We start from the raw sequence: 20429 nt of genomic DNA, 5'->3' as shown, positions 1-20429 counted from the left end.
GCCGAGCTGGGCGAGGTCCAGGGCCGAGATCCGGGACAGGAGATCGCGGGCGGGAGCCAGCCCGCCGAGATCGAGCTCGGTTGCGACGCCGACCATCAGAGATCCCTCATCCGCTCGCGGGAGAAGAGCCGCGGCGGGCCGCCGGCCACGATGGGCTGCGCGCCGGTGACTTCGGCCTCGCCTTCGCCACCAGTGGGCGGGGCCGGCAGCACCAGCGCCGCCCGGCCATCGGCGATCTTCGAGAGCACGGCGAGCGCGTCCTCGTAGCGCCGGCGGTGCTCGTCGCTCGCCACATCGGCCGAGAGCGCCAGCCGATAGAGCGCGATGTCGACGCAGAGCTGCACCAGGTGCGAGGGGATGACGGGGAGCGGCAGGGTGTAACGGCGGGCTAGATAGGTCTCCATCTCGCCCGTGGCCATCATCAGCGCCCGGTCCACCGCCGCCATGTCCGGCGCGCCGTCGCGGTCATGATCGGCCACGACCAGGGCGTTCTGGCCGTAGAGCTCGGTGATGTCGGCGGCGGTCGCGTAGGACATGGGGCGGTTCCAAGGAGAAGGCGCGGGGGAGAACTGGGAGGAAGAGACCGGAGGCGGGGGCGTTCAGAGCCGCGAGATGCAGGTTGGGGTTGTTGGTGAGCCCGGCCGAGACCATGGCGAGCACCGCCTTCGTCGCGGGATCGAAGCGGAACACCGGGCTCGGATAGCGATAGGCTCGGGACGCCACGGCGTTGGCCCCGTCGGTGTTCCAGTCGACCCGGCCCCAAAGCGCGCCGTTGCGGGCCTCGACCGCCTTGATCCAGCCGACGGCCGGGGCGGGCTCGCCGCGCCCGCCCTTGATCTGGGTGGCGTGTTCGAAGTCGACGGGGAGATCCGCGCCATGCTGCCGTCGCGGTCGATCAGCCAGTGATAGCCGATGTCGCCCCAGCCGCGCTCGAGAATCCAGCGCCGGATCTCGGGGCGCTTCTCGGCGAGGGTCGCATTGCCCATCCAGTCGGGCCGGGTCGTGGTGCAATGCAGCACGATCTTCGGACGGGGTGACGGGCGCTGCCCTGGTGGATCATGCGGAGGGCTGAGGGGCCCGCGGGCTTGCCGCCGGCGGCCTCGGTCGGGCCGGGCGCGGTGGAAGGAGGACGGCGCGGCTCTCGGCGCACCCCCCCACTGCCGCTAACCGGGGCGGGGCGTCACGGCTGGTCGGAGGTCAGGCGCGCAGGTGGCGGGCCCGGGCGCCGCGCTCGATGGCGGCGGCGTGCAGCCGGTCGATCTGCAGCTCGTGGCGGATTTCTTCCAGAAGGCGCAGTTCGGCCTGGCCCAGGGTCCCGTCGGCGGCGGCGACATCGCAGGCGATGGCATAAGCGGTCTCGAACAGCCGCTCTTCCAGCGCGTCGCGGATCAGGCCGAAGAGCGCGTCCAGACCCTCGTCCTCTTCGAAGAGGTCGAAGACGATCTGCGCCACCGGGCCGATCCGGTCGCTGTCGTAGCTGTCGAAGATCGGCAGATGCCCGACGATGCGCTGGATCGCCATCAGGTCGGAGGTGCGGACCTGTTCGTCGGAGGCGGAGACGGCGATCATGATCGCCACCAGCGCATCCTGCGGGGTCAAGGCGGGCGGGGTCTGGGTCACGGATCGTCCTTTGCGCGGGGCGGTTCGGCCGCAGAATATTGACGCGCGCCCCCCCCGGCAATAGGAGACGGGGGTTGCGGAGGCATGGGGCCTTCGTTCGACGATGAGGAATGCGCCGATGTCGGCCCTGCGTGATGCTGCGATGAATTCGAAAGCCTGGCCCTTCGAAGAGGCCCGCCGCATCCTCAAACGCTACGACGGCAAGATGCCCGAGAAGGGCTATGTGCTGTTCGAGACCGGCTATGGCCCCTCGGGCCTGCCGCATATCGGCACCTTCGGCGAGGTGGCGCGGACGACGATGATCCGCCGCGCTTTCCAGGAGATCTCGGATATCCCGACGCGGCTGATCTGCTTTTCGGACGACATGGACGGGATGCGCAAGATCCCGGAAAACGTGCCGCAACCCGAGATGCTGCGCGAGCATCTGCAGCGCCCGCTGACCGCGGTGCCGGACCCGTTCGGCGAGTTCGAGAGCTTCGGGCATCACAACAACGCCATGCTGCGGCGCTTCCTCGACACCTTCGGTTTCGAATACGAGTTCTACTCGGCCACCGATTTCTACAAGTCGGGCCGGTTCGACGAGACGCTGCTGCGCGCCTGCGAACGCTATGACGCGCTGATGGAGGTCATGCTGGCCAGCCTGCGCGACGAGCGGCAGCAGACCTATTCGATCTTCCTGCCGATCTCGCCGATCTCGGGCCGGGTGCTCTACGTGCCGCTGAAGGAGGTCAACGCCAAGGATGGCACGATCACATTCGCCGACGAGGATGGGCGGGATTGCACGCTGCCGGTAACGGGCGGCAATGTGAAGCTGCAGTGGAAGCCCGATTTCGGCGCGCGCTGGGCGGCGCTGGATGTCGATTTCGAGATGTATGGCAAGGACCACTCGACCAATACGCCGATCTACGATTCGATCTGCGAGATCCTCGGCGGCAAGAAGCCCGAGCATTTCACCTACGAGCTGTTCCTCGACGAGAATGGCGAGAAGATCTCGAAGTCGAAGGGCAACGGGCTGACCATCGACGACTGGCTGAAATACGCCTCGACCGAGAGCCTGTCCTATTTCATGTATCAGAAGCCGAAGACGGCGAAGCGGATGCATTTCGACGTGATCCCGCGCGCGGTCGACGAATATCACCAGCAGCTGCGCGCCTATCCGACGCAGGATGCGGCGGCGCAGGTGAACAACCCGGTCTGGCACATCCATGGCGGCAATCCGCCCGAGTCGAAGATGGTGGTGCCCTTCGCGATGCTGCTCAATCTCGCCTCGGTGGCCTCGGCCAAGGACAAGGAGGGGCTCTGGGGCTTCATCCGGCGCTATGCGCCCGAGGCCTCGCCTGCGACCCATCCCGACCTCGACGCGGCGGCGGGCTTTGCCCTGCGCTACTTCCAGGATTTCGTGGCGCCGAAGCGGGTGTTCCGCCTGCCCAGCGACGCCGAGCGGGCGGCGATGCAGGATCTGCGTGGCCGGCTGGCGGTCTGGGAGGGCGGGCTCGATGCCGATGCGCTGCAGACCATGGTCTTCGCGGTCGGCAAGGAGCACGGCTTCGAGCCGCTGCGCGACTGGTTCAAGGCGCTCTACGAGGTGCTGCTGGGTGCCTCGGAAGGGCCGCGCTTTGGCGGCTTCGTGGCGCTCTACGGTGTCGAGGAGACGATCGCGCTGATCGACCGGGCGCTGGCGGGCGAACTCGCCGCCTGAGCCCGGCTTGACGCGGGGTCGTCCCGGTCTACCCTTCGCTGACGGGGACGTTTTGCGGAAGGTCGGATCATGCGACTGAGGATATGCGGAACTTGTGCTGCGGCCCTGATGGCCGTGGCGATGTCTTTCACCGACCCGGGGCTCGCGCAGGAGGCGCGCAACCCGGGGATCGAAGCGACGATCCGGAACCAGTTCGACGCCTTTCTTGCCGAGGACGCCGCCCGCGCCTTCACCTTCGCCTCTCCCTCGATCAAGCAGATGTTCGGTTCTGCCGACCGGTTCGGCATGATGGTGCAGAACGCCTATCCGATGGTCTGGCAGCCCTCCGACGTGAAGATGCTGGAGCTGCGCGAGGTGGCCGGGGCGCTGTGGCAGCGGGTCATGGTGCGCGACGCGGCGGGCGAGATCCACATGCTCGACTACCAGATGATCGAGACCGCCGAGGGCTGGCAGATCAACGGGGTGCAGCTTCTGCCGCAGATCGGCGTCGGGGCCTGAAGTTCGGGCCGGGGGAGCCGTCCTCGGGGCCATCGAGGCCCCTTGGACGGCATTGCCATGGCGGGCGGCGGCCGACGGTCCCGGGAACCGGGCCGTGGCGCGGGGGTTGGTTAGCGGGGGTGCATGCCCCGCCATATCACGGGAGAAACGCGATGAAACGCAACGGATCGGCCATCTGGCAAGGCGACCTGAAGACCGGCAAGGGCCGGCTGAGCACCCAGTCCGGCGTGCTGAGCGAGGCGCAATACGGCTTCAACACCCGCTTCGAGGACGGCCCGGGCACCAATCCCGAGGAGCTGATCGGCGCGGCCCATGCCGGCTGCTTCTCGATGGCGCTGTCGAACGTGCTGGGCGAGCAGGGGCTGACCGCCGACAGGATCGAGACCACCGCCACGGTGACGCTGGACAAGGCCGAGGGCGGCTTCGCCATCACTGCGGTGCATCTGGAGGTGACGGCGACCATCCCGGGCACGGATGACGCAACCTTCCAGAAGGCCGCCGAGACCGCCAAGGTGAACTGCCCGGTGTCGAAGCTCCTGACCGCCGAGGTCAGCATGACGGCGACGCTGGCCTGAGGCCGGCGCGGGCCCCGCGCAGGCCCGGATTGCCGCCGGAGCGCCGGCCGAAGCCTCGGCCGCCTCCGGCGGGAGTACTTTTACCAAGAAGAAACCAAGGCAGCGCGCGCCCGGATCGGGCGATGTTAGCGATTGCCGGGCAACCCTCTGGCCTCACCTGCGGCGCTGGGCGCCGCGCATGTGGCGAGGAGGCGAGGGTTGCGATGAACATGGCGATTACCGACGGGCTGGTGCTGATGCCGCCGGCCTTCGCGGCGGGGCTGGCGCTCTGGTCGCGCGGGGATGGGGTGCCCGGCTCCGGCAGCTATGCCGGCCAGCCGAATGCCGCGCTGGTGGCGGCGGATGCGGATTTCGGCGGCTGTCTGGAGCTGCAGAAGACCGAAGCCACGCAGAAGCTGCGCTGCTTCCAGCAGATCCCGCTGCAGCCCGGGCTCTACCTGCGGGTCACCGCCCGGGTGAAGGCGGTGGCGGGCGCGCTGCCGGCAGTGCGGATCGCCGGCTGGGCCGGGCGGTCGGACGGGACCAACCTCGCCAGCGCGGTGCAGGTCGGCCCTTCGGTGGCGCTCACCAGCTATGGCGAGGTGGTGACGGTGACGGCGATCGTCGGCGCCGGCAACCGGCAGGGCGTCGACATGGTCTGGGGCGGGGCGGCGGTCTATGGCCATTTCGGGCTGGACCTGACCGGGTCCAATGGCGGGATCGTGCGGATCGACGACATCAGCATCGAGGACGCCACACCGGTGTTCCAGCGCAAGCTGCTCGCGCTGGTCGATGTGCGCGACCATGGCGCGGTCGGCGACGGCGCCACGGATGACACGGCGGCCTTCCTCGCCGCGGATGCGGAGGCGGCGGCGACCGGGCGCGAGCTCTTGGTCTCGGCCGGGACCTACCGGGTCGAGGGGCATCTGACGCTGAACGCGCGGGTGCGCTTCGAGGGTCGGTTGTCGATGCCGGCGGAATCGCGGCTGGCCTGCACCCGCAACTTCGATCTGGACAGCTATGCCTCGGCCTTCGGCAGCGAGACGGCAGGTTTCGCCAAGGCATTGCAGGCGCTGTTCTATTTCTCGGATCATGTGGCGCTGGACCTCAGCGGGCGGCGGGTCGATCTGGCGGGGCCGGTCGATGTTGCGGCGCTGGCCGGGCTGACCAGCTTCGCCCAGCGGCGGCTGCTGACCAATGGCCAGCTGAACGCCGTGCCGGGCGATGCTTGGGCGACCGAGACGGTCAGCTCGCATGCGACCTACAGCACCAGCGCGCCGACCCGGCTGACCGGGGTGGTGAACGTGGCTGCCGTGCCCGTCGGGGCGCTGGTCTCGGGCGCCGGGGTGGGGCGCGAGGTCTATGTGCTGTCGAAGAATGTCGGGGCCGGGACGATCGAGCTGAGCCTGCCGCCGGGCGGGCTGGCGGGGCGGCGCAGCTTCGGCTTCACCCGCTACAAGTACATGCTGGATTTCAGCGGCTTTGCCTCGCTGTCGAAATTCGAGATCACCGATGTCGAGCTGCAATGCAACGGCGAGGCCAGCGCCATCCTGTTGCCGATGGCGGGCAGCACCTTCCGGCTGGCGGATGCGGTGATCAACAAGCCGAAGGACCGCGGCGTCACCTCGGCCGGGTCGGGCTGCCAAGGGCTGTTCATCGACCAGTGCCAGTTCCTGTCGAACGAGCAGCCGGCCCGTGCGCAGGACCGCAGCAGCATCGGGCTGAACGTGAACAGCAACGACGTGAAGATCCGCGACAACCGGGTGGTGCGCTTCGCGCATTTCGCCATCCTGAACGGCACCGGGCACATGCTGATCGGCAACCACATCTTCCAGGGCGATGACGAGACGGCGGGGCTGCGCCGGGCGGGGATCGTCTTCACCCAGACCAACACCAAGTCGCTGGTCACCGGCAACTACATCGACAACTGCTTTATCGAATGGTCGAACGAGCATGATCCGGCCCCCGGCTATGCCAGCGAATATTCCTTCGGCGGGCTGACGGTGAGCGACAATATCTTCACCACGACCGATGTCGCGGGATCGTTCTGCTGGTTCGTGCTGGCGCCGAAGGGGGCGGGGCATTTCCTCAACGGGCTGAGCCTGACCGGCAATGCCTTCCGTGCGGTGAACGGCGATGTCGAGCGGATCGACCGGCTGGACAGCTCGGTCGCGACGATGGATTTCTCCCGGTTCCGCAACGTGACGATCGGCAACAACACCTTTAACGGCGTCGGGCAGATCACTGCCAGCCCGGTGACGGTGGAGCATGTGCAGAACACCGCCGCCGCCACTTGGTCAGTGGACGCCAGCGCGTTCCTGCCTTTCGGCGCGCGGGCGCGGAATGTCAGCGCGCTGGTGGCGGAGGGGGCGATCACGACGGCCGCGGGGGCGGTGCAGTTCGTCACGCCCTATGTGCAGGTCGAGCAGGGCAGCGGCGGGCGGCTGGTGAACCTGCGCTGGCCGCAGGAGGTGAAGGGCCGGATGCAGGTCACGCTGCGCTGCGACAACCCGGTCTAGGCGCTGGTCCCGCCGGGCAGCAGCTCGGCGGGGGAGAGCCGGAAGGCCCGGCCGAAGCCCGCGTTCAGCAGGGCCGAGACCGGGTGCAGCCGCGCGAAGGCGAAATCGGTGAAATCGATGTAGAGCTTCGCCTTCGGATGCGCGACCAGCCAGGGATCGCGCAGCTGCGCGTGGTCCCCGGTCGCGCGGTCGACCAGCCGCGCTTCCGCCCGGATCATCAGCCTCGGGTGGGTCAGGGGGTCGCCCCTCGGCCCGGGATCGCCGACCATCACCGAGGCCGCCGGGTTCGCCCGCAGCGCCGCCATATGCGGCGCGAGGCCGGAGATCAGCGTCAGCGGAACGCCCTCCGAATCGAGGCCGAAGGCGATCAGGCTGACGGCGGGCCCGCCATGGTCGGGGTCGAGCACGCCAAGCGCGGCGTGGCGCGCCTGCCGCAGCAGGCTCTGCGCCAGGGCGCGGGCGTCCTCGTCGGCGGGGAGGACCGGGTCGGGGCGGGTCTGCATGCGGCTCTCGCAGGGATTGACAAGGAGCAAAGGCGGCGATTGGCTGATCTGCATCAGCGGTACAGGCGCAAGATGTCCCAGGCAAGGCCCTCGACCCCGGCAGGCATGATCCGGAAACTGCGGGAAATCTTCATCGAGCCCTATGCCGAGACCTATCTGCCCAAGGTCGTCACCGTGCTGCGCGAAGGCTATGGCCGGGCCGAGTTGCGCGCCGATGCGCTGGCCGGGCTGACCGTCGCCATCGTGGCGCTGCCGCTGTCGATGGCCATCGCCATCGCCTCGGGGGTCGGGCCGGAGCGCGGGCTCTACACCGCCATCGTCGGCGGCTTCCTCGTCTCGGCGCTGGGCGGCAGCCGGCACCAGATCGGCGGGCCGGCGGGGGCCTTCATCGTGCTGGTCTCGGCCTGCGTGCTGCAGATCGGGCTGGCGGGGCTGATCCTCGCGACCTTCCTGTCGGGCTTCCTCCTGATCGCCATGGGGACGCTGAAGCTCGGCAGCTACATTCGTTTCATCCCCTATCCGGTGACCGTGGGCTTCACCGCCGGGATCGCGGTGATCATCCTCGCCAGCCAGCTGCGCGACATCTTCGGGCTGAGCCTCGCCGCCGAGCCGGCGGAGTTCATCGGCCGGCTGGAGGCGCTCTGGGCGGCGCGGGCCACGGTGACGCCGGCCGCGGTGGCGGTGGCGGCGGGGACGGTGGCGGTGATCCTCGGGCTGAAGCGCTTCCTGCCGCGCTGGCCGGGGATGCTGGTGGCGGTGGTGCTGGCCGCTCTGGTCGCGGCGCTGGCCGGGTTGCCGGTGGAGACCATCGGCAGCACCTTCGGCGCGCTGCCCCGGGTGCTGCCCGCCCCGGCGCTGCCCGGGCTCAGCCTCGATGCGGTCATGGCGGCCTTGCCCTTCGCCGTCAGCTTCACCCTGCTCGGGGCCATCGAGTCGCTGCTCTCGGCCGTCGTGGCCGACGGCATGACCGGGCGGCAGCACCGCTCCAACGCCGAGCTGATCGCGCAGGGCTGGGCCAATATCGGCTCGGCGGTCTTCGGCGGCTTCTGCGTCACCGGCACCATCGCCCGCACCGCGACCAATGTGCGGGCGGGGTCGCACGGGCCGGTCTCGGGCATGCTGCATGCGCTGTTCCTTCTGGCCTTCATGCTGGTCGCGGCGCCGCTGGCAGGCTTCATCCCGCTGGCCGCGCTGGCCGGGGTGCTGGCGGTGGTGGCCTGGAACATGTTCGAGAAGGAGGAATTCTGGTCGCTGCTGCGCGCCTCGCGCGGCGATGCCCTGGTGCTGGTGGTGACCTTCCTGCTGGTGGTGTTCCGCGACCTGACCGAGGGGATCGTGGTCGGCTTCGCGCTCGGCGGGCTGGTGTTCATCAGCCGGATGTCCGGCGCGGCCGAGGTGCGCGGCGGCGCGGCGGAGACCGAGGAGCCGAGCTCGCGCGAGCGGGTGGTCTATCACCTGCACGGGCCGTTCTTCTTCGGCGCCGCCGCGCGGCTCGGCACGGTGCTGGAGCGGCTGGCCGACCATCCGCGCGCCTTCGTGCTCGACTTCACCCATGTGCCCTTCATCGACAGCTCCGGCGCGCGCTCTTTCGAGCTTCTGGCGCGCAAGACGGCGCGGCAGGGCTCAGCCTTCTACATCACCGGGGCAAATCTCGAGGTGCGCCGCGTGCTGGTCGGGCAGGGGCTGAGGGAGCCGAAGGTGCATTACCTGCCCGACGTGCAGAGCGTCGACGAAGCTCTGGCTCAGGCGAAGGGATCTTCTGGATAGGCCACGCCGGTCAGGTAGAGCCCCTCCGGCGGGCAGACCGGGCCGCAGCGCGCCCGGTCGCAGGCCGCGAGCGCCTCGGCCACCGCTTCGGGCGCCCAGGCGCCGGCGCCGACCCGTTCCAGCGTGCCGACGATGGAGCGGACCTGATTGTGCAGGAAACTGCGGGCGCGCAGGGTGAAGCGGTACTCGAGGCCGTTGGGCGCCTCGACCTGCGCGATCGACAGCTCGTCCAGCGTCTTCACCGGCGAGGCGGCCTGACAGCCCGCCGCGCGGAAGGTGGTGAAGTCGTGTTTCCCCAGCAGATGCGCCGCCCCGGCCTGCATCGCCGCCAGATCCAGTGGATGCGGCACGCGCCAGACCTTGCCGCGGTCATGCACCGCCGGGGCGCGGCGGCTGAGCAGGCGGAAGAGATAACGCCGCTCGCGGGCCGAGAAGCGGGCGTGGAAATCGTCCTCCACCCGGGCCACCGCCACCACGGCCACCGGCTGCGGCCGCAGATGGGCGTTGAGCGCGCCAGCGAGCTTGAATGGGTCCCAGTCCTTCGCCAGATCGCAATGCGCCACCTGTCCCGTGGCATGCACCCCGGTATCGGTGCGCCCCGCGGCGGCGATGGTGTGGGCGCCCGGCTCCAGCCGCGCCAGCGCGGCCTCGATCGCGCCCTGCACCGAAGGCAGGCTCGCCTGCCGCTGCCAGCCGGCAAAGGGGCCCCCGTCGTATTCGATCTTCAGCGCATATCTCGGCATGGGCCGCGCTTAGCATCGCCGCCGCGCCAAGCCAAGCTGCGTCCTGTTGGCACGGCGACCCCGCGCGCCTACATAGAAGCAGAAGAGCCGCTATCCTGACGCGGACGCAACGAAGGGGCAGCGCTTGGTTTTCCGAACCCTCACCGACGGCGTGACGCGCGGCATCGAAGGCGCGCTCGGCGCCGTGTCCGAGACGCTGTTCGAGCCGGTGGTGCGGCTGGGCGTCACCGGCCTGTCGCGGGCGGGCAAGACCGTGTTCATCACCGGGCTGGTCGCCAACCTGCTCGACCGGGGCCGCATGCCGCAACTGCGCGCGCAGGCCGAGGGGCGGATCGAGGCGGTCTTCCTGCAGCCCCAGCCCGACGACACCCTGCCGCGCTTCGATTTCGAGGCGCATCTGGCGGCGCTGACCGGCGACGACCCGCGCTGGCCCGCCTCCACCCGCTCGATCTCGGAGCTGCGGCTGTCGTTCCGGGTCAGGCCCTCGGGCATGCTTTCGGGGCTGACCGGGCCGCGCACCGTGCATCTCGACATCATCGACTATCCGGGCGAGTGGCTTCTGGACCTCTCGCTTATGACCAAGACCTATGCGCAATGGTCCGACGACACGCTGACCCGGCTGACGAACCGTCCGCAGGCCCGGCCTTTCATGGCGATGGCCCGGGCCGAAGATGGTTCGCTGAAGCTGGAGGAGGCGCGGGCGCAGGCGCTGGCCGCGAGCTTCACCGGCTATCTAAACGCGGCGCGCAAGGCCGGGTGGTCCGATTGCACGCCGGGCCGCTTCATGCTGCCGGGCGATCTGGCCGGCTCGCCGGTGCTGACCTTCGCGCCGCTGCCTGCGCCGTCGCAGGCGCCCCGGGGCAGCCTCTACCGCGAGATGGACCGCCGCTTCGAAGCCTACAAGAGCCACGTCGTGCAGCCCTTCTTCCGCGAGCATTTCAGCCGGATCGACCGGCAGGTGGTGCTGGTGGATGCGCTGGGGGCGATCCATGCCGGGCCGCAGGCGCTGGAGGATCTGCGCCGCACCATGGCCGAGATCCTGCAGGCTTTCCGTCCGGGGCGGAACACCTTCCTGAGCCAGCTGCTGCTCGGCCACCGGGTCGAGCGCATCCTCTTCGCCGCGACCATGGCCGACCACCTGCACCACACCCAGCACCCCAAGCTGACCGCGATCATGCAGTCCATGCTGCGTGAGGCGCGCGACCGCGCGGCTTTCGCCGGGGCGCTGACCGCCGCCATGTCGCTGTCTTCCTTGCGCGCCACGGTCGAGGAGACGGTGACTCGCCACGGCGAGACGGTGGAGGCGGTGCGCGGGCGGCTGATGGAGAGCGGGCGGCAGGCGGCGATGTATCCGGGCGAGCTGCCCGACGATCCGGCGCGGCTCTTGTCTCCGGCGCGGGAGGGGGCGGAGCGCTGGCTCGACGCCGAATTCGCGCTGATGCGCTTCGGGCCGGCGCGGATCGCGCTGAAACCCGGCGAGGGGCCGCCGCATATCCGGCTGGACCGCGCCGCCGAATTCCTGATCGGAGACCGGTTGTGACCGATATTCCGCCGCCGAAGAAACCGCTGCTGATGGACTGGGACGAAGCCGGCGCCGACCCGGCCGAGGCGCCGCCCGTCCCCGATCTCGACCTGCCGCAGGGGCAGGCGATGCTGGCCGCGAGCCGCATCGCCACCGTGCGCGGCTCGCGCTTCGGGCGCTTCGCCACATGGGTCTTCGTCACCACCTTCACCTTCGTGCTGTCGGTGGCGGCGTGGGAGTTCGTGACCGACCTCATCAACCGCAACACGGTGATCGGCAGCGTGGCGCTGGTGCTGGTCGGCGCCGCCATCCTGACGGCGCTGACGCTCGCGCTGCGCGAATGGATGTCCTTCCTGCGGCTGGCGAAACTCGACCACCTGCGCCGCGACGCCGCCCTTGCCCGCAGCGGCGAGGATCTGAAGCTGGCGCGTTCCGTGACCCACAGCCTCGAGCGGCTTTACGCCGCGCGCCCCGACCTGCGCTGGGGCCGCGCCCGGCTGGAGGAGCGGCGGGCCGAGGTCTTCGACGTGGACGGGCTGCTGGGGCTGGCGGAGAACGAGCTTCTGGTGCCGCTCGACCAGATGGCGCGGCGCGAGATCGAAGCGGCGGCGCGGCAGGTTGCCACGGTCACGGCGCTGGTGCCGCTGGCGCTCGCGGATGTGGCGACGGCGCTCTTTGCCAATCTGCGCATGGTGCGGCGGATCGCCGAGATCTATGGCGGGCGCTCGGGCAGTTTCGGCAGCTTCCGCCTGCTGCGCCGGGTGTTCTCCTATCTCGTCGCCACCGGCGCCGTCGCCATCACCGACGACCTGATCCATTCGGTTGCCGGCGGCGGCGTGCTGTCGAAGGTCTCGCGCCGCTTCGGCGAGGGCGTGGTGAACGGCGCGCTCACCGCCCGGGTCGGCGTCGCCGCGATGGAGCTCTGCCGCCCGCTGCCCTTCCACACCGCGCCGAAGCCCAAGGTGACCAACCTCATCAGCCGCGCGCTCACCGGCCTCTTCGACCGCTGAGCGCCACTGGACCGGCCCCTGCGGCTTGGCTATAAGGCCCGCATGATGCACCTTTGCGCGATCATCGCCCGAATTACCGGCCCGGCGCTCTGACATTCTCAGGCGCCGGGACCGCTGCCATGCCATGGCGCGAGAGCCCCCGAGGGCCGCGCCTTCCCTGACATTCCCGCCGAAGGACCGCATCAGATGTGCGCCGACACGACCACCGTCCCCGACTACAAGGACACCGTCTTCCTGCCCGAGACCGACTTCCCGATGCGCGGCGGCCTGCCGCAGCGCGAACCGGAGTGGCTGAAGCGCTGGGAAGAGATCGGCATCTACGACCGCCTGCGCGAGAAGGCCGGCAACCGCACCCCCTTCACGCTGCATGACGGCCCTCCCTATGCCAACGGCCATCTGCACATCGGTCATGCGCTGAACAAGGTGCTGAAGGACATGGTGGTGCGCAGCCAGCAGATGATGGGCAAGGACGCCCGCTATGTGCCGGGCTGGGACTGCCACGGCCTGCCGATCGAGTGGAAGATCGAGGAGCAGTATCGCGCGCGCGGCGAGAACAAGGACGACGTCGACAAGGTGACCTTCCGTCAGGAATGCCGCCGTTTCGCCGAGGGCTGGATCGACATCCAGCGCGAGGAGTTCAAGCGGCTGGGCGTCACTGGCAACTGGGCCGACCCCTATCTCACGATGAACTACCACGCCGAGGCGGTAATCGCCGAGGAGTTCATGAAGTTCCTGATGAACGGCTCGCTCTATCAGGGCTCGAAGCCGGTCATGTGGTCGCCGGTCGAGAAGACCGCGCTTGCCGAGGCGGAGGTGGAATACCACGACCATACCTCGCATATGATCTGGGTGCGGTTCGGGATGGTTCGCCCGTCCGGTCCTTTCGCAGCCGCAAAGCTTGCTACTGGCGTCGCCACTCCCGAGCAGGCTCATCCCATGGTTTCGGAAGTCGCTGCGGACGCGCTTGAGCTTACCGACAGCGGTGCGTCCGTCGTCATCTGGACCACGACTCCTTGGACCATCCCGCAGAACCGCGCCGTGGCCTTCAATCCGACGATCAGCTACGGCGTCTATGAGATCACCGCAGCGGCGGAAAACTCGGCGGCCAAAGTTGGCGAGCGCATCGTGCTGGCTGACACGCTGGCGGCGGGAGTGATGACGTCGGCGCGCGTCGAGGGCTTTGAGCGTCTTCGTGGCGTGCCGGCTGATGAACTTGCCCTGCTGCAGCTCTCCCACCCGTTCCGCGGCATGGCCGAGAACGGCGAGTGGGATTTCGACGTGCCGATGCTGCCGGGCGATCATGTCACCGAGGACGCGGGCACGGGCTTCGTGCACACCGCGCCGAGCCACGGCGATGACGACTATCAGCTCGGCCAGAAATTCGGCCTGCCGATGACCTACAACGTCGAGCCCGACGGCTCCTACCGCGCCGACCTGCCGCTGTTCGGCGGGCAGGTCATCATCGCGCCGGATGGCAAGGACGGCCCGGCCAATGTCGAGATCATCAAGGCCCTCGCCGGGGCCGGCAAGCTCTTCGCCAAGGGCAAGCTGAAGCACTCCTACCCGCATTCGTGGCGCTCCAAGGCCCCGCTGATCTATCGCAACACGCCGCAGTGGTTCGTCGCCATCGACAAGCCGCTCGACGACGGCATGGGCCAGTATGGCGACACGATCCGGACCCGGGCGCTGACCTCGATCGACAGCCTCGTGCAATGGACGCCGCAGACCGGGCGCAACCGGCTCTACTCGATGATCGAGGCGCGGCCCGACTGGGTGCTGTCGCGCCAGCGGGCCTGGGGCGTGCCGCTGACCTGCTTCGTCCGCAAGGGCGCCAAGCCGACCGACGCCGACTTCCTGCTGCGCGATCCGGAAGTGAACGCCCGCATCCTCGCCGAATTCGAGGAAAACGGCGCGGATGTCTGGTATGTGCAAGGATTCAAGGAAAAGGTCCTCGGCGACCTGCATGATCCGCAGGATTTCGAACAGGTCTTCGACGTGCTCGACGTCTGGTTCGATAGCGGTTCCACCCATGCCTTCGTGCTGCGCGACCGTCCCGACGGGTCGGAGGACGGGCTGGCCGATCTCTATCTCGAAGGCACCGACCAGCACCGCGGCTGGTTCCACTCCTCGATGCTGCAGGCTTGCGGCACCAAGGGCCGCGCGCCCTATCGCGGCGTGCTGACCCACGGCTTCACGCTGGACGAGAAGGGCATGAAGATGTCCAAGTCGGTCGGCAACACCGTGGCGCCCGAGCAGGTGATCAAGGAATACGGCGCCGACATCCTGCGGCTCTGGGTGGCGCAGTCGGATTACACCATCGACCTTCGCATCGGGAAGGAGATCCTGAAGGGCACCGCCGACAGCTACCGCCGCCTGCGCAACACCATGCGCTTCCTGCTGGGCGCACTGAAAGGCTTCTCCGAGGCCGAGCGGGTCGATGCCGCCGAGATGCCGGAGTTGGAGCGCTGGGTGCTGCACCGGCTGGCCGAGCTGGATGTCGAGGTGCGCAAGGGCTATGCCGCCTATGACTTCCAGGGCGTGTTCCAGAAGCTCTTCGCCTTCTGCACCACCGATCTGTCGTCGGTCTTCTTCGACATCCGCAAGGACTCGCTCTACTGCGACGCGCCCACCGCGCTGCGCCGCCGCGCCGCCCGCACCGTGCTCGATCTGGTCTTCCACCGGCTCGTCACATGGTTCGCCCCGGTACTGGTCTTCACCATGGAGGAGGTCTGGCTGCAGCGCTTCCCCGAAGGCTCGGTGCATCTGCAGGACATGCCGGAGACGCCCGCGGGCTGGCTCGACCCGCAGCTTGCGGCGAAATGGGCGGGCATCCGTCAGGTGCGCCGCGTGGTGACGGCGGCCTTGGAGGTGCAGCGCACCGCCAAGGTGATCGGCGCCAGCCTCGAGGCGGCGCCCGTGGTGCATGTGGCAGATGCCGACACGCTGGCCGCGCTGCGCTCGGTCGATTTCGCCGAGATCTGCATCACCTCCGACCTGCAGTTGACCGGCGATCCGGAACCGGCCGAAGCCTTCCGCCTGCCGGAGGCGCCGGGTGTGGGCGTGGTCTTCGAACTGGCCGAGGGGCAGAAATGCGAACGCTGCTGGCAGATCCTGCCGGATGTCGGCACGCACGCGCATCCCTGCACCTGCGCCCGCTGCAACGATGCCCTCGGATGAGGCGATCCGCGCGGTCCTGATGGACCTCGCGCACCGGCGGGGCAGAGGGAAGACCTTCTGCCCCTCCGAAGCCGCCCGCGAGATCGGCGGCGACTGGCGGGCGCTGATGCCCGACGTTCGCGCCGTGGCCGGGGCGCTGCAGGACGAAGGCGCGCTGCAGGCCTCGCAAGGCGGCAAGCCGGTCGATCCGCGTACTGCCGAAGGCCCGATCCGGCTGGCGCTGCGATGAAACAGGGGCGCTACCTCAGCCCGCTCGGCGCATTGGTGCTGACCGAAGTGGAGGGGCGTCTGACCCGGCTGCGCTGGGAGGAGGGCGAGACCGACGACAACTCGCCCCTGCTCGATGCGGCCCGCAACCAGCTCGATGCCTATTTCGCCCGCCGCCTGACCCGCTTCGACCTGCCGCTCGCCCTGGGCGAAGGCTTTCCCGCCCGCTTCCTCGCCGCGCTGCAGGCGATCCCCTTCGGCGAGACCCGGCGCTATGGCGAGCTTGCCAAGGCACTCGGCGTTTCAGCGCAGGCCATCGGCCAGGCCTGCGGCGCCAATCCGCTGCCGATCCTGATCCCCTGCCACCGGGTGCTGGGCGCCAGCGGCCTCGGCGGCTTCTCGGCGCCCGGCGGGGTGGAGACCAAGGTGGCGCTGCTCAGGCACGAGGGCGCGGCCTCGCTGCTGATCTAAGCGCCGGGGTTGCAGGAGCCGCCGCAGCCCGATAGCCACATGACAGATTCATGACAGGCGAACGGGGCGGATGAGCGTCGGTATCCTTCTGGCGGTCCTCGGCGCCGCCCTGCTCCACGCGACGTGGAACGCGATGATCAAGCTCGAGACCTCGAAGGTCGGGGCGATGGTCATCCTCTCGGTCGCCGAGATTCCCATCGGCCTTGCCATCGCGCTGAGCCGCCCGATGCCCGCGCCCGAGGTCTGGCCCTGGGTGCTGGCGGCGGGCTGCACGCATTTCTGCTACAAGTTCTTCCTGACCTACGCCTACGAGCGTGGCGACCTGAGCCGGGTCTACCCCATCGCCCGCGGTGCCGCGCCGATGTTCGTGGCCCTCGTCGGCGCGGCCTTCCTGGCCGACAGGGTGAGCGGCGCGCAATATGCAGGGATCGCGGTGCTCGGCTGCGGCATCCTGCTGATGGCGCGGGGCGTGTTCACCCAAGGAGAGGAGCGCAGGCTTCTGCCCTTCGCGCTTGGCTCGGCGGCGGCGACCTCGACCTACACGCTGATCGACGGGCTGGGGGCGCGGGTCTCGGGCGATGCGGTGGCCTATGTCGCCTGGGTCTTCGTGGTAGACGGGCTCCTGTTCAGCCTCGGCATGCTGGGGCTGCGCGGGCGCTCGGTGCTGGCGGGCGGGGCGCGGGCCTGGATGATGGGCGGTCTGGCCTGCCTGGCCTCCTACGGCGCCTATGCGATCTCGATCTGGGCGATGACCGTCGCGCCGATCGCCGTGGTGGCGGCGCTGCGCGAGACCTCGATCCTCTTCGCGGTGCTGATCGGCTGGTTGATCTTCGGCGAGCGGATGACGCGCGACAAGGCGCTGGCCGCAGGGCTGATCGTGCTGGGCGTGGTGCTGACGCGGTTGTAGCGGGTGGTGCTCCGGGGGTGGGCTGATGGCCCTGCGATGCCGCCGGTGTCGCGCCGGCCAGGAGGTCGCGATGCGGCGGCCGAGGGTCAGCGAGGCGCCCGGCCCAATCGCCGCGATGGGTCGGCGAGGAGCCGCTGATCCGCTGAACAAAGGATGGCGAGGTGCTGGTCACGCCGGGTGCCCAGCTTGGGCGCGCCCAACGCCTTCAGCGCAGGCGGCGTTCCGGGAAGATCTGTTGCGCCACGCCGGCGAAGACGAGGTAGAGCGAGGTGATCACCAGCCCCCAATGCGCCCAGCTTTGCGGGTGGAACTCCACCCAGGCGGCCCATCCGGCGAAGAACACCCAGGCGATGGCCACCGGCAGGGTGACGCTGCGCCAGCGGTCGGTGCGGACCGGGTGGACGAATTTCAGATTGGTGAACATCGCCACGGTCAGAGCGATGACGATCAGCAGGATGGTCAGATGGCTCGGCTGCACCGCGAAGAGCACCAGCACCACCATGTTCCAGCAGGCGGGGAAGCCGGCGAAGGAATAATCCTTCGTCTTCATCCGCGTATCGGCGAAATAGACCACCGAGCCGTAGACGATGACGATGATGGCGATCCAGCCGGTCCAGCCCTGCAGCATCCCCGACTTGAACAGCGCATAGGCAGGAATGAAGACATAGGTCAGGTAGTCGATGATCAGGTCCATCAACACCCCGTCATAGGTCGGCCAGTTGCTTCGTACATCGTAGCGCCGGGCCAGTGGGCCGTCGATCCCGTCAACGAAGAGCGCCACGACCAGCCAGAGGAACATCAGGCTCCACTGCTCCTCCACCGCGGCGAGCATGGCCAGCATCGACAGGACGGCCCCGGTGGCGGTCAGCAGATGGACGGAGAGGGCTTTGAGACGAGGGTGCATCGGCCTGTCATGCCGGAAAGTTGACAGGCTGGCAAGCCGCAGCGTCGGCCCTGCGACCCCGGGGCGTCCCCCGACTTAGGGTCAACCCACCTCGGCGAGCAGCGTCAGGAAGCGGCGGGCCAGCGCGGCGTCGGTCGGAGCGCCGTTGTCGGCGGCCTTCATCGCCATGGCGTTCTCCAGCGAGCCAAGCGGCGATTGTTCGGCCTCCGGCTCCGGCGGGGCGGTGGCCTGCGGCGGTGGCTCCTCGGGTCGGGCGGCGGCTTCGGAGCGCGCGGCGGCCTCCACCTCCGCCGCTGGCTCGGCCTCCGCCGTATCGGCTTGCGGGACTGCCGGCAGGCTGGCCACCGCCGGTGAGGTGACCGCGCTTTCGCTGAGCGCCGACAACTCGTCGGACGAGAGGGTGCCGTCCTTGTTGGTGTCGGCCACCATCAGCGCCTGCACCAGCGAGGCCACGTCGATATCGCTGGACGGCGGCGGCGGGGGCGGGGGCGGCGGGGGACGCCTTGCCTCGGTAAGGACATCGGCCTGCTGGGCGGCCACGGCCTTCTGGATGGCCGAGATCAGGTCTGCGGCGGTGCCTGAGTAAATCTGCGATACTGTCACGGAACACATCCTCTCTCTGATGGGACGTGGCGGAAGCTTGGCAGCAGAGACTTACCAGAAGGTTTAGGCCGGCCGGATCCTGCCGGCGAAATCGATAGAAGGCCGTCGATCAGGCGCGGGGATGCGACCGGGCGTAGACTTCCATCAGCCGGGCCGAATCCACCGCCGTATAGGCCTGGGTGGTCGACAGCGAGGCATGGCCCAGCAGCTCCTGGATCGCCCGCAGGTCGCCGCCGGCGTTCAGCAGATGCGTGGCGAAGGAATGGCGCATCGCATGCGGCGTCGCGGTGGCGGGCAGGCCGAGCGCGTTGCGCGCCCGCTCCATCACCAAGGCGATCTGCCGCGGGTTCAGCGGCCCGCCGCGGGCGCCGCGGAACAGCACGCCCGAGGTCAGGTCGAAGGGGCAGAGCGCGGCATAGCGCGCCACGGCGGCGCGGGCGGCGGGCAGCACCGGCACCAGCCGCTGCTTGTCGCCCTTGCCGGTGATGCGCAGCACCTCGGGCAGCGGCTGCGCCGCAGCGGGCAGCCCCAGCGCCTCGGAGATCCGCAGCCCGCAGCCGTAGAGTAGCGTCACCACCGCCTGATCCCGCGCGGCGATCCAGTCCTCGGTCGACTGATCGGCGACGGTGGAGATCATCGCCCGCGCGTCATCCTCGGCCAAGGGGCGCGGCAGCTTGCGGCGGAACTTCGGGCTGCGGGTGGAGAGCACGGCGGTGGCGTCCAGCCCCTCGCGCTCGGCCAGCCAGCCGGTGAAGCCCTTCACCGCCGAGAGCGACCGCGCCAGCGAGCGCGCCGCCACGCCACGGCCGCGCTCATGCGCCATCCAGGCGCGCAGATCGGCATGGGGCAGGGTGGCCAGCGCCGCCAGGCCCTCGCCGCCGCCGCGATGTCCGGCCATGAAGGCGAGGTAACCGCTGACATCGGCTGTATAGGCCTTCAGCGTGTTGGCCGCGACGCCGTCGAGCACGCGCAGGTGGTCCAGCCATTGCTCCAGCGCCGCGCGGGCGGCCGGAGAGATGGCGAGGCTCACGACAGCCAGCGGCGCATCGTGCGCTCGAAGACGGCGGCGAAGAAGGCCAAGAGGTCGGTGCCCTGGGTCGGCTTGAAGTGATGCGGGTCGGCCGAGCCCATCACCAGCATGCCCGGCAACCGCCCGGCGCCAAGATCCAGCCGCATCAGCGCCTCGGAGCGGACCACCCCGGCCTGCTCGCCATAAAGCATGTCCGAGGCGGCCAGCGTCTGCCGCAGCGTCACCGGGCGCGGCGCGACGGTCTTGCCGGCCGCGAGGTACTCGGCGATGAAGCCTGGCTCGGCGACGTAGAGCCCGTCGCCGAGCTTGCGCAGCGCCGGAGCCTCGGCGTTCTGCACCGATTCCAGCACCAGCCGCACGCAGTCGAGCCGCAGCGTCTGCGCCACGTCGCGCGACAGGCCGACGAGGAACTCCTCGAAACTGGTCGGGTCCAGCATCTGCAGGATGGCGCGGTGCACCTGGTTGGTGCCGGCGAGGTTCTCGTAGGCGGCGGCGATCACCGAGCGGTGGGTATCCTCCAGCCGGTCGAGCTTGCCCTCCAGCCGCTCCATCGCGATGCCGCGCAGGTCGACGATGTTGCCGCCCATCGCCCGCTCGTTGGCGGCGATCAGCGCCTTCATCAGGTCGCGGTCTTCGAGGATCACCTCGGGCTCCGCGAGAATGCGGTCGCGCACATCCTGTTCGATCATGCCGTC

General features: G+C 69.3%; 20 protein-coding genes. 11 read left to right on the top strand and 9 right to left on the bottom strand.

Going from position 1 to position 20429, the window contains the following annotated elements; genetic code table 11:
* Positions 1-95: 95 nt before the first annotated feature.
* The 3 genes from C5F48_RS03670 to C5F48_RS03660 form a co-directional block, all read right to left on the bottom strand.
* Positions 96-536, bottom strand: coding sequence for a gp436 family protein (locus tag C5F48_RS03670; RefSeq protein WP_107662552.1), 441 nt, complete (start codon positions 534-536; stop codon positions 96-98).
* Positions 466-1011 (bottom strand): phage protease, encoded by a 546-nt coding sequence (locus C5F48_RS26425; protein ID WP_107662551.1) that lies wholly within the window; start codon positions 1009-1011, stop codon positions 466-468. The genes C5F48_RS03670 and C5F48_RS26425 overlap by 71 nt, the downstream gene beginning before the upstream one ends.
* Before the next feature lie 186 nt (positions 1012-1197).
* On the bottom strand, positions 1198-1620 hold the full coding sequence (locus C5F48_RS03660; protein ID WP_258186482.1) for a tellurite resistance TerB family protein: 423 nt from the start codon (positions 1618-1620) through the stop codon (positions 1198-1200).
* Positions 1621-1738: 118 nt separating this feature from the next.
* Here C5F48_RS03660 and C5F48_RS03655 point away from each other — a divergent pair, with 118 nt between their 5' ends.
* The 4 genes from C5F48_RS03655 (at position 1739) to C5F48_RS03640 (ending at position 6890) form a co-directional block, all read left to right on the top strand.
* The gene (locus tag C5F48_RS03655) at positions 1739-3319 is read left to right on the top strand and encodes a lysine--tRNA ligase (protein WP_107662549.1); all 1581 of its coding nucleotides are present in this window, start codon (positions 1739-1741) and stop codon (positions 3317-3319) included.
* A 120-nt stretch (positions 3320-3439) separates the two neighbouring features.
* Positions 3440-3817 (top strand): DUF4864 domain-containing protein, encoded by a 378-nt coding sequence (locus tag C5F48_RS03650; protein ID WP_245941490.1) that lies wholly within the window; start codon positions 3440-3442, stop codon positions 3815-3817.
* Between the two features lie 152 nt (positions 3818-3969).
* Positions 3970-4392, top strand: a complete 423-nt coding sequence (locus tag C5F48_RS03645) for an OsmC family protein (RefSeq protein ID WP_107662547.1) — start codon at positions 3970-3972, stop codon at positions 4390-4392.
* 203 nt (positions 4393-4595) lie between these two features.
* Positions 4596-6890: a glycosyl hydrolase family 28-related protein gene (locus C5F48_RS03640; RefSeq protein ID WP_107662546.1), complete on the top strand. Its 2295-nt coding sequence runs from the start codon at positions 4596-4598 to the stop codon at positions 6888-6890.
* Here the strand turns inward: C5F48_RS03640 and C5F48_RS03635 are convergent.
* On the bottom strand, positions 6887-7393 hold the full coding sequence (locus C5F48_RS03635) for a HugZ family pyridoxamine 5'-phosphate oxidase (RefSeq protein WP_107662545.1): 507 nt from the start codon (positions 7391-7393) through the stop codon (positions 6887-6889). The genes C5F48_RS03640 and C5F48_RS03635 overlap by 4 nt on opposite strands.
* A gap of 105 nt (positions 7394-7498) precedes the next feature.
* On the opposite strand from C5F48_RS03635, the gene C5F48_RS03630 reads away from it, so the two are divergent.
* A complete protein-coding gene (locus C5F48_RS03630; RefSeq protein ID WP_107662544.1) occupies positions 7499-9160 on the top strand; it encodes a SulP family inorganic anion transporter in 1662 nt (553 codons plus the stop codon).
* Here the strand turns inward: C5F48_RS03630 and truA are convergent.
* Complete coding sequence (gene truA, locus C5F48_RS03625) at positions 9136-9903, bottom strand: tRNA pseudouridine(38-40) synthase TruA (protein WP_107662543.1); 768 nt, start codon at positions 9901-9903, stop codon at positions 9136-9138. The genes C5F48_RS03630 and truA overlap by 25 nt on opposite strands.
* A 124-nt stretch (positions 9904-10027) precedes the next feature.
* On the opposite strand from truA, the gene C5F48_RS03620 reads away from it, so the two are divergent.
* The 6 genes from C5F48_RS03620 to C5F48_RS03595 all read left to right on the top strand — a co-directional run bounded on the left by C5F48_RS03620 (position 10028) and on the right by C5F48_RS03595 (position 17197).
* Positions 10028-11443, top strand: a complete 1416-nt coding sequence (locus tag C5F48_RS03620; RefSeq protein ID WP_107662542.1) for a YcjX family GTP-binding protein — start codon at positions 10028-10030, stop codon at positions 11441-11443.
* Positions 11444-11475: 32 nt separating this feature from the next.
* Positions 11476-12435, top strand: coding sequence for a YcjF family protein (locus tag C5F48_RS03615; protein ID WP_373454322.1), 960 nt, complete (start codon positions 11476-11478; stop codon positions 12433-12435).
* A 186-nt stretch (positions 12436-12621) separates the two neighbouring features.
* Positions 12622-15612, top strand: a complete 2991-nt coding sequence (gene ileS / locus C5F48_RS03610; RefSeq protein ID WP_107662540.1) for an isoleucine--tRNA ligase — start codon at positions 12622-12624, stop codon at positions 15610-15612.
* Positions 15599-15841 carry a DUF3253 domain-containing protein gene (locus C5F48_RS03605; protein WP_107662539.1) on the top strand — a complete coding sequence of 81 codons (243 nt, stop codon included), beginning with the start codon at positions 15599-15601 and terminating at the stop codon, positions 15839-15841. The genes ileS and C5F48_RS03605 overlap by 14 nt, the downstream gene beginning before the upstream one ends.
* Positions 15838-16290 carry a methylated-DNA--[protein]-cysteine S-methyltransferase gene (locus C5F48_RS03600; RefSeq protein ID WP_107662538.1) on the top strand — a complete coding sequence of 151 codons (453 nt, stop codon included), beginning with the start codon at positions 15838-15840 and terminating at the stop codon, positions 16288-16290. The genes C5F48_RS03605 and C5F48_RS03600 overlap by 4 nt, the downstream gene beginning before the upstream one ends.
* Before the next feature lie 70 nt (positions 16291-16360).
* Positions 16361-17197: a DMT family transporter gene (locus C5F48_RS03595; RefSeq protein WP_107662537.1), complete on the top strand. Its 837-nt coding sequence runs from the start codon at positions 16361-16363 to the stop codon at positions 17195-17197.
* Positions 17198-17402: 205 nt separating this feature from the next.
* Here the strand turns inward: C5F48_RS03595 and C5F48_RS03590 are convergent, their stop codons facing one another.
* The 4 genes from C5F48_RS03590 to C5F48_RS03575 all read right to left on the bottom strand — a co-directional run bounded on the left by C5F48_RS03590 (position 17403) and on the right by C5F48_RS03575 (position 20423).
* Positions 17403-18101, bottom strand: coding sequence for a CDP-alcohol phosphatidyltransferase family protein (locus C5F48_RS03590; RefSeq protein WP_107662536.1), 699 nt, complete (start codon positions 18099-18101; stop codon positions 17403-17405).
* Positions 18102-18182: 81 nt separating this feature from the next.
* Positions 18183-18704, bottom strand: a complete 522-nt coding sequence (locus C5F48_RS03585) for an EF-hand domain-containing protein (RefSeq protein ID WP_107662535.1) — start codon at positions 18702-18704, stop codon at positions 18183-18185.
* Between the two features lie 109 nt (positions 18705-18813).
* A complete protein-coding gene (locus C5F48_RS03580; RefSeq protein ID WP_107662534.1) occupies positions 18814-19734 on the bottom strand; it encodes a tyrosine recombinase XerC in 921 nt (306 codons plus the stop codon).
* Positions 19731-20423, bottom strand: a complete 693-nt coding sequence (locus C5F48_RS03575) for a DUF484 family protein (protein ID WP_107662533.1) — start codon at positions 20421-20423, stop codon at positions 19731-19733. The genes C5F48_RS03580 and C5F48_RS03575 overlap by 4 nt, the downstream gene beginning before the upstream one ends.
* Positions 20424-20429: the final 6 nt, after the last annotated feature.

It is taken from the genome of Cereibacter changlensis JA139 (assembly GCF_003034985.1).
In the GTDB taxonomy this organism is placed as follows: Bacteria; Pseudomonadota; Alphaproteobacteria; order Rhodobacterales; family Rhodobacteraceae; genus Cereibacter; species Cereibacter changlensis.
The sequence above is the reverse complement of the archived record's forward strand: the minus strand, read 5'-3'. Positions and strand labels throughout refer to the sequence as shown.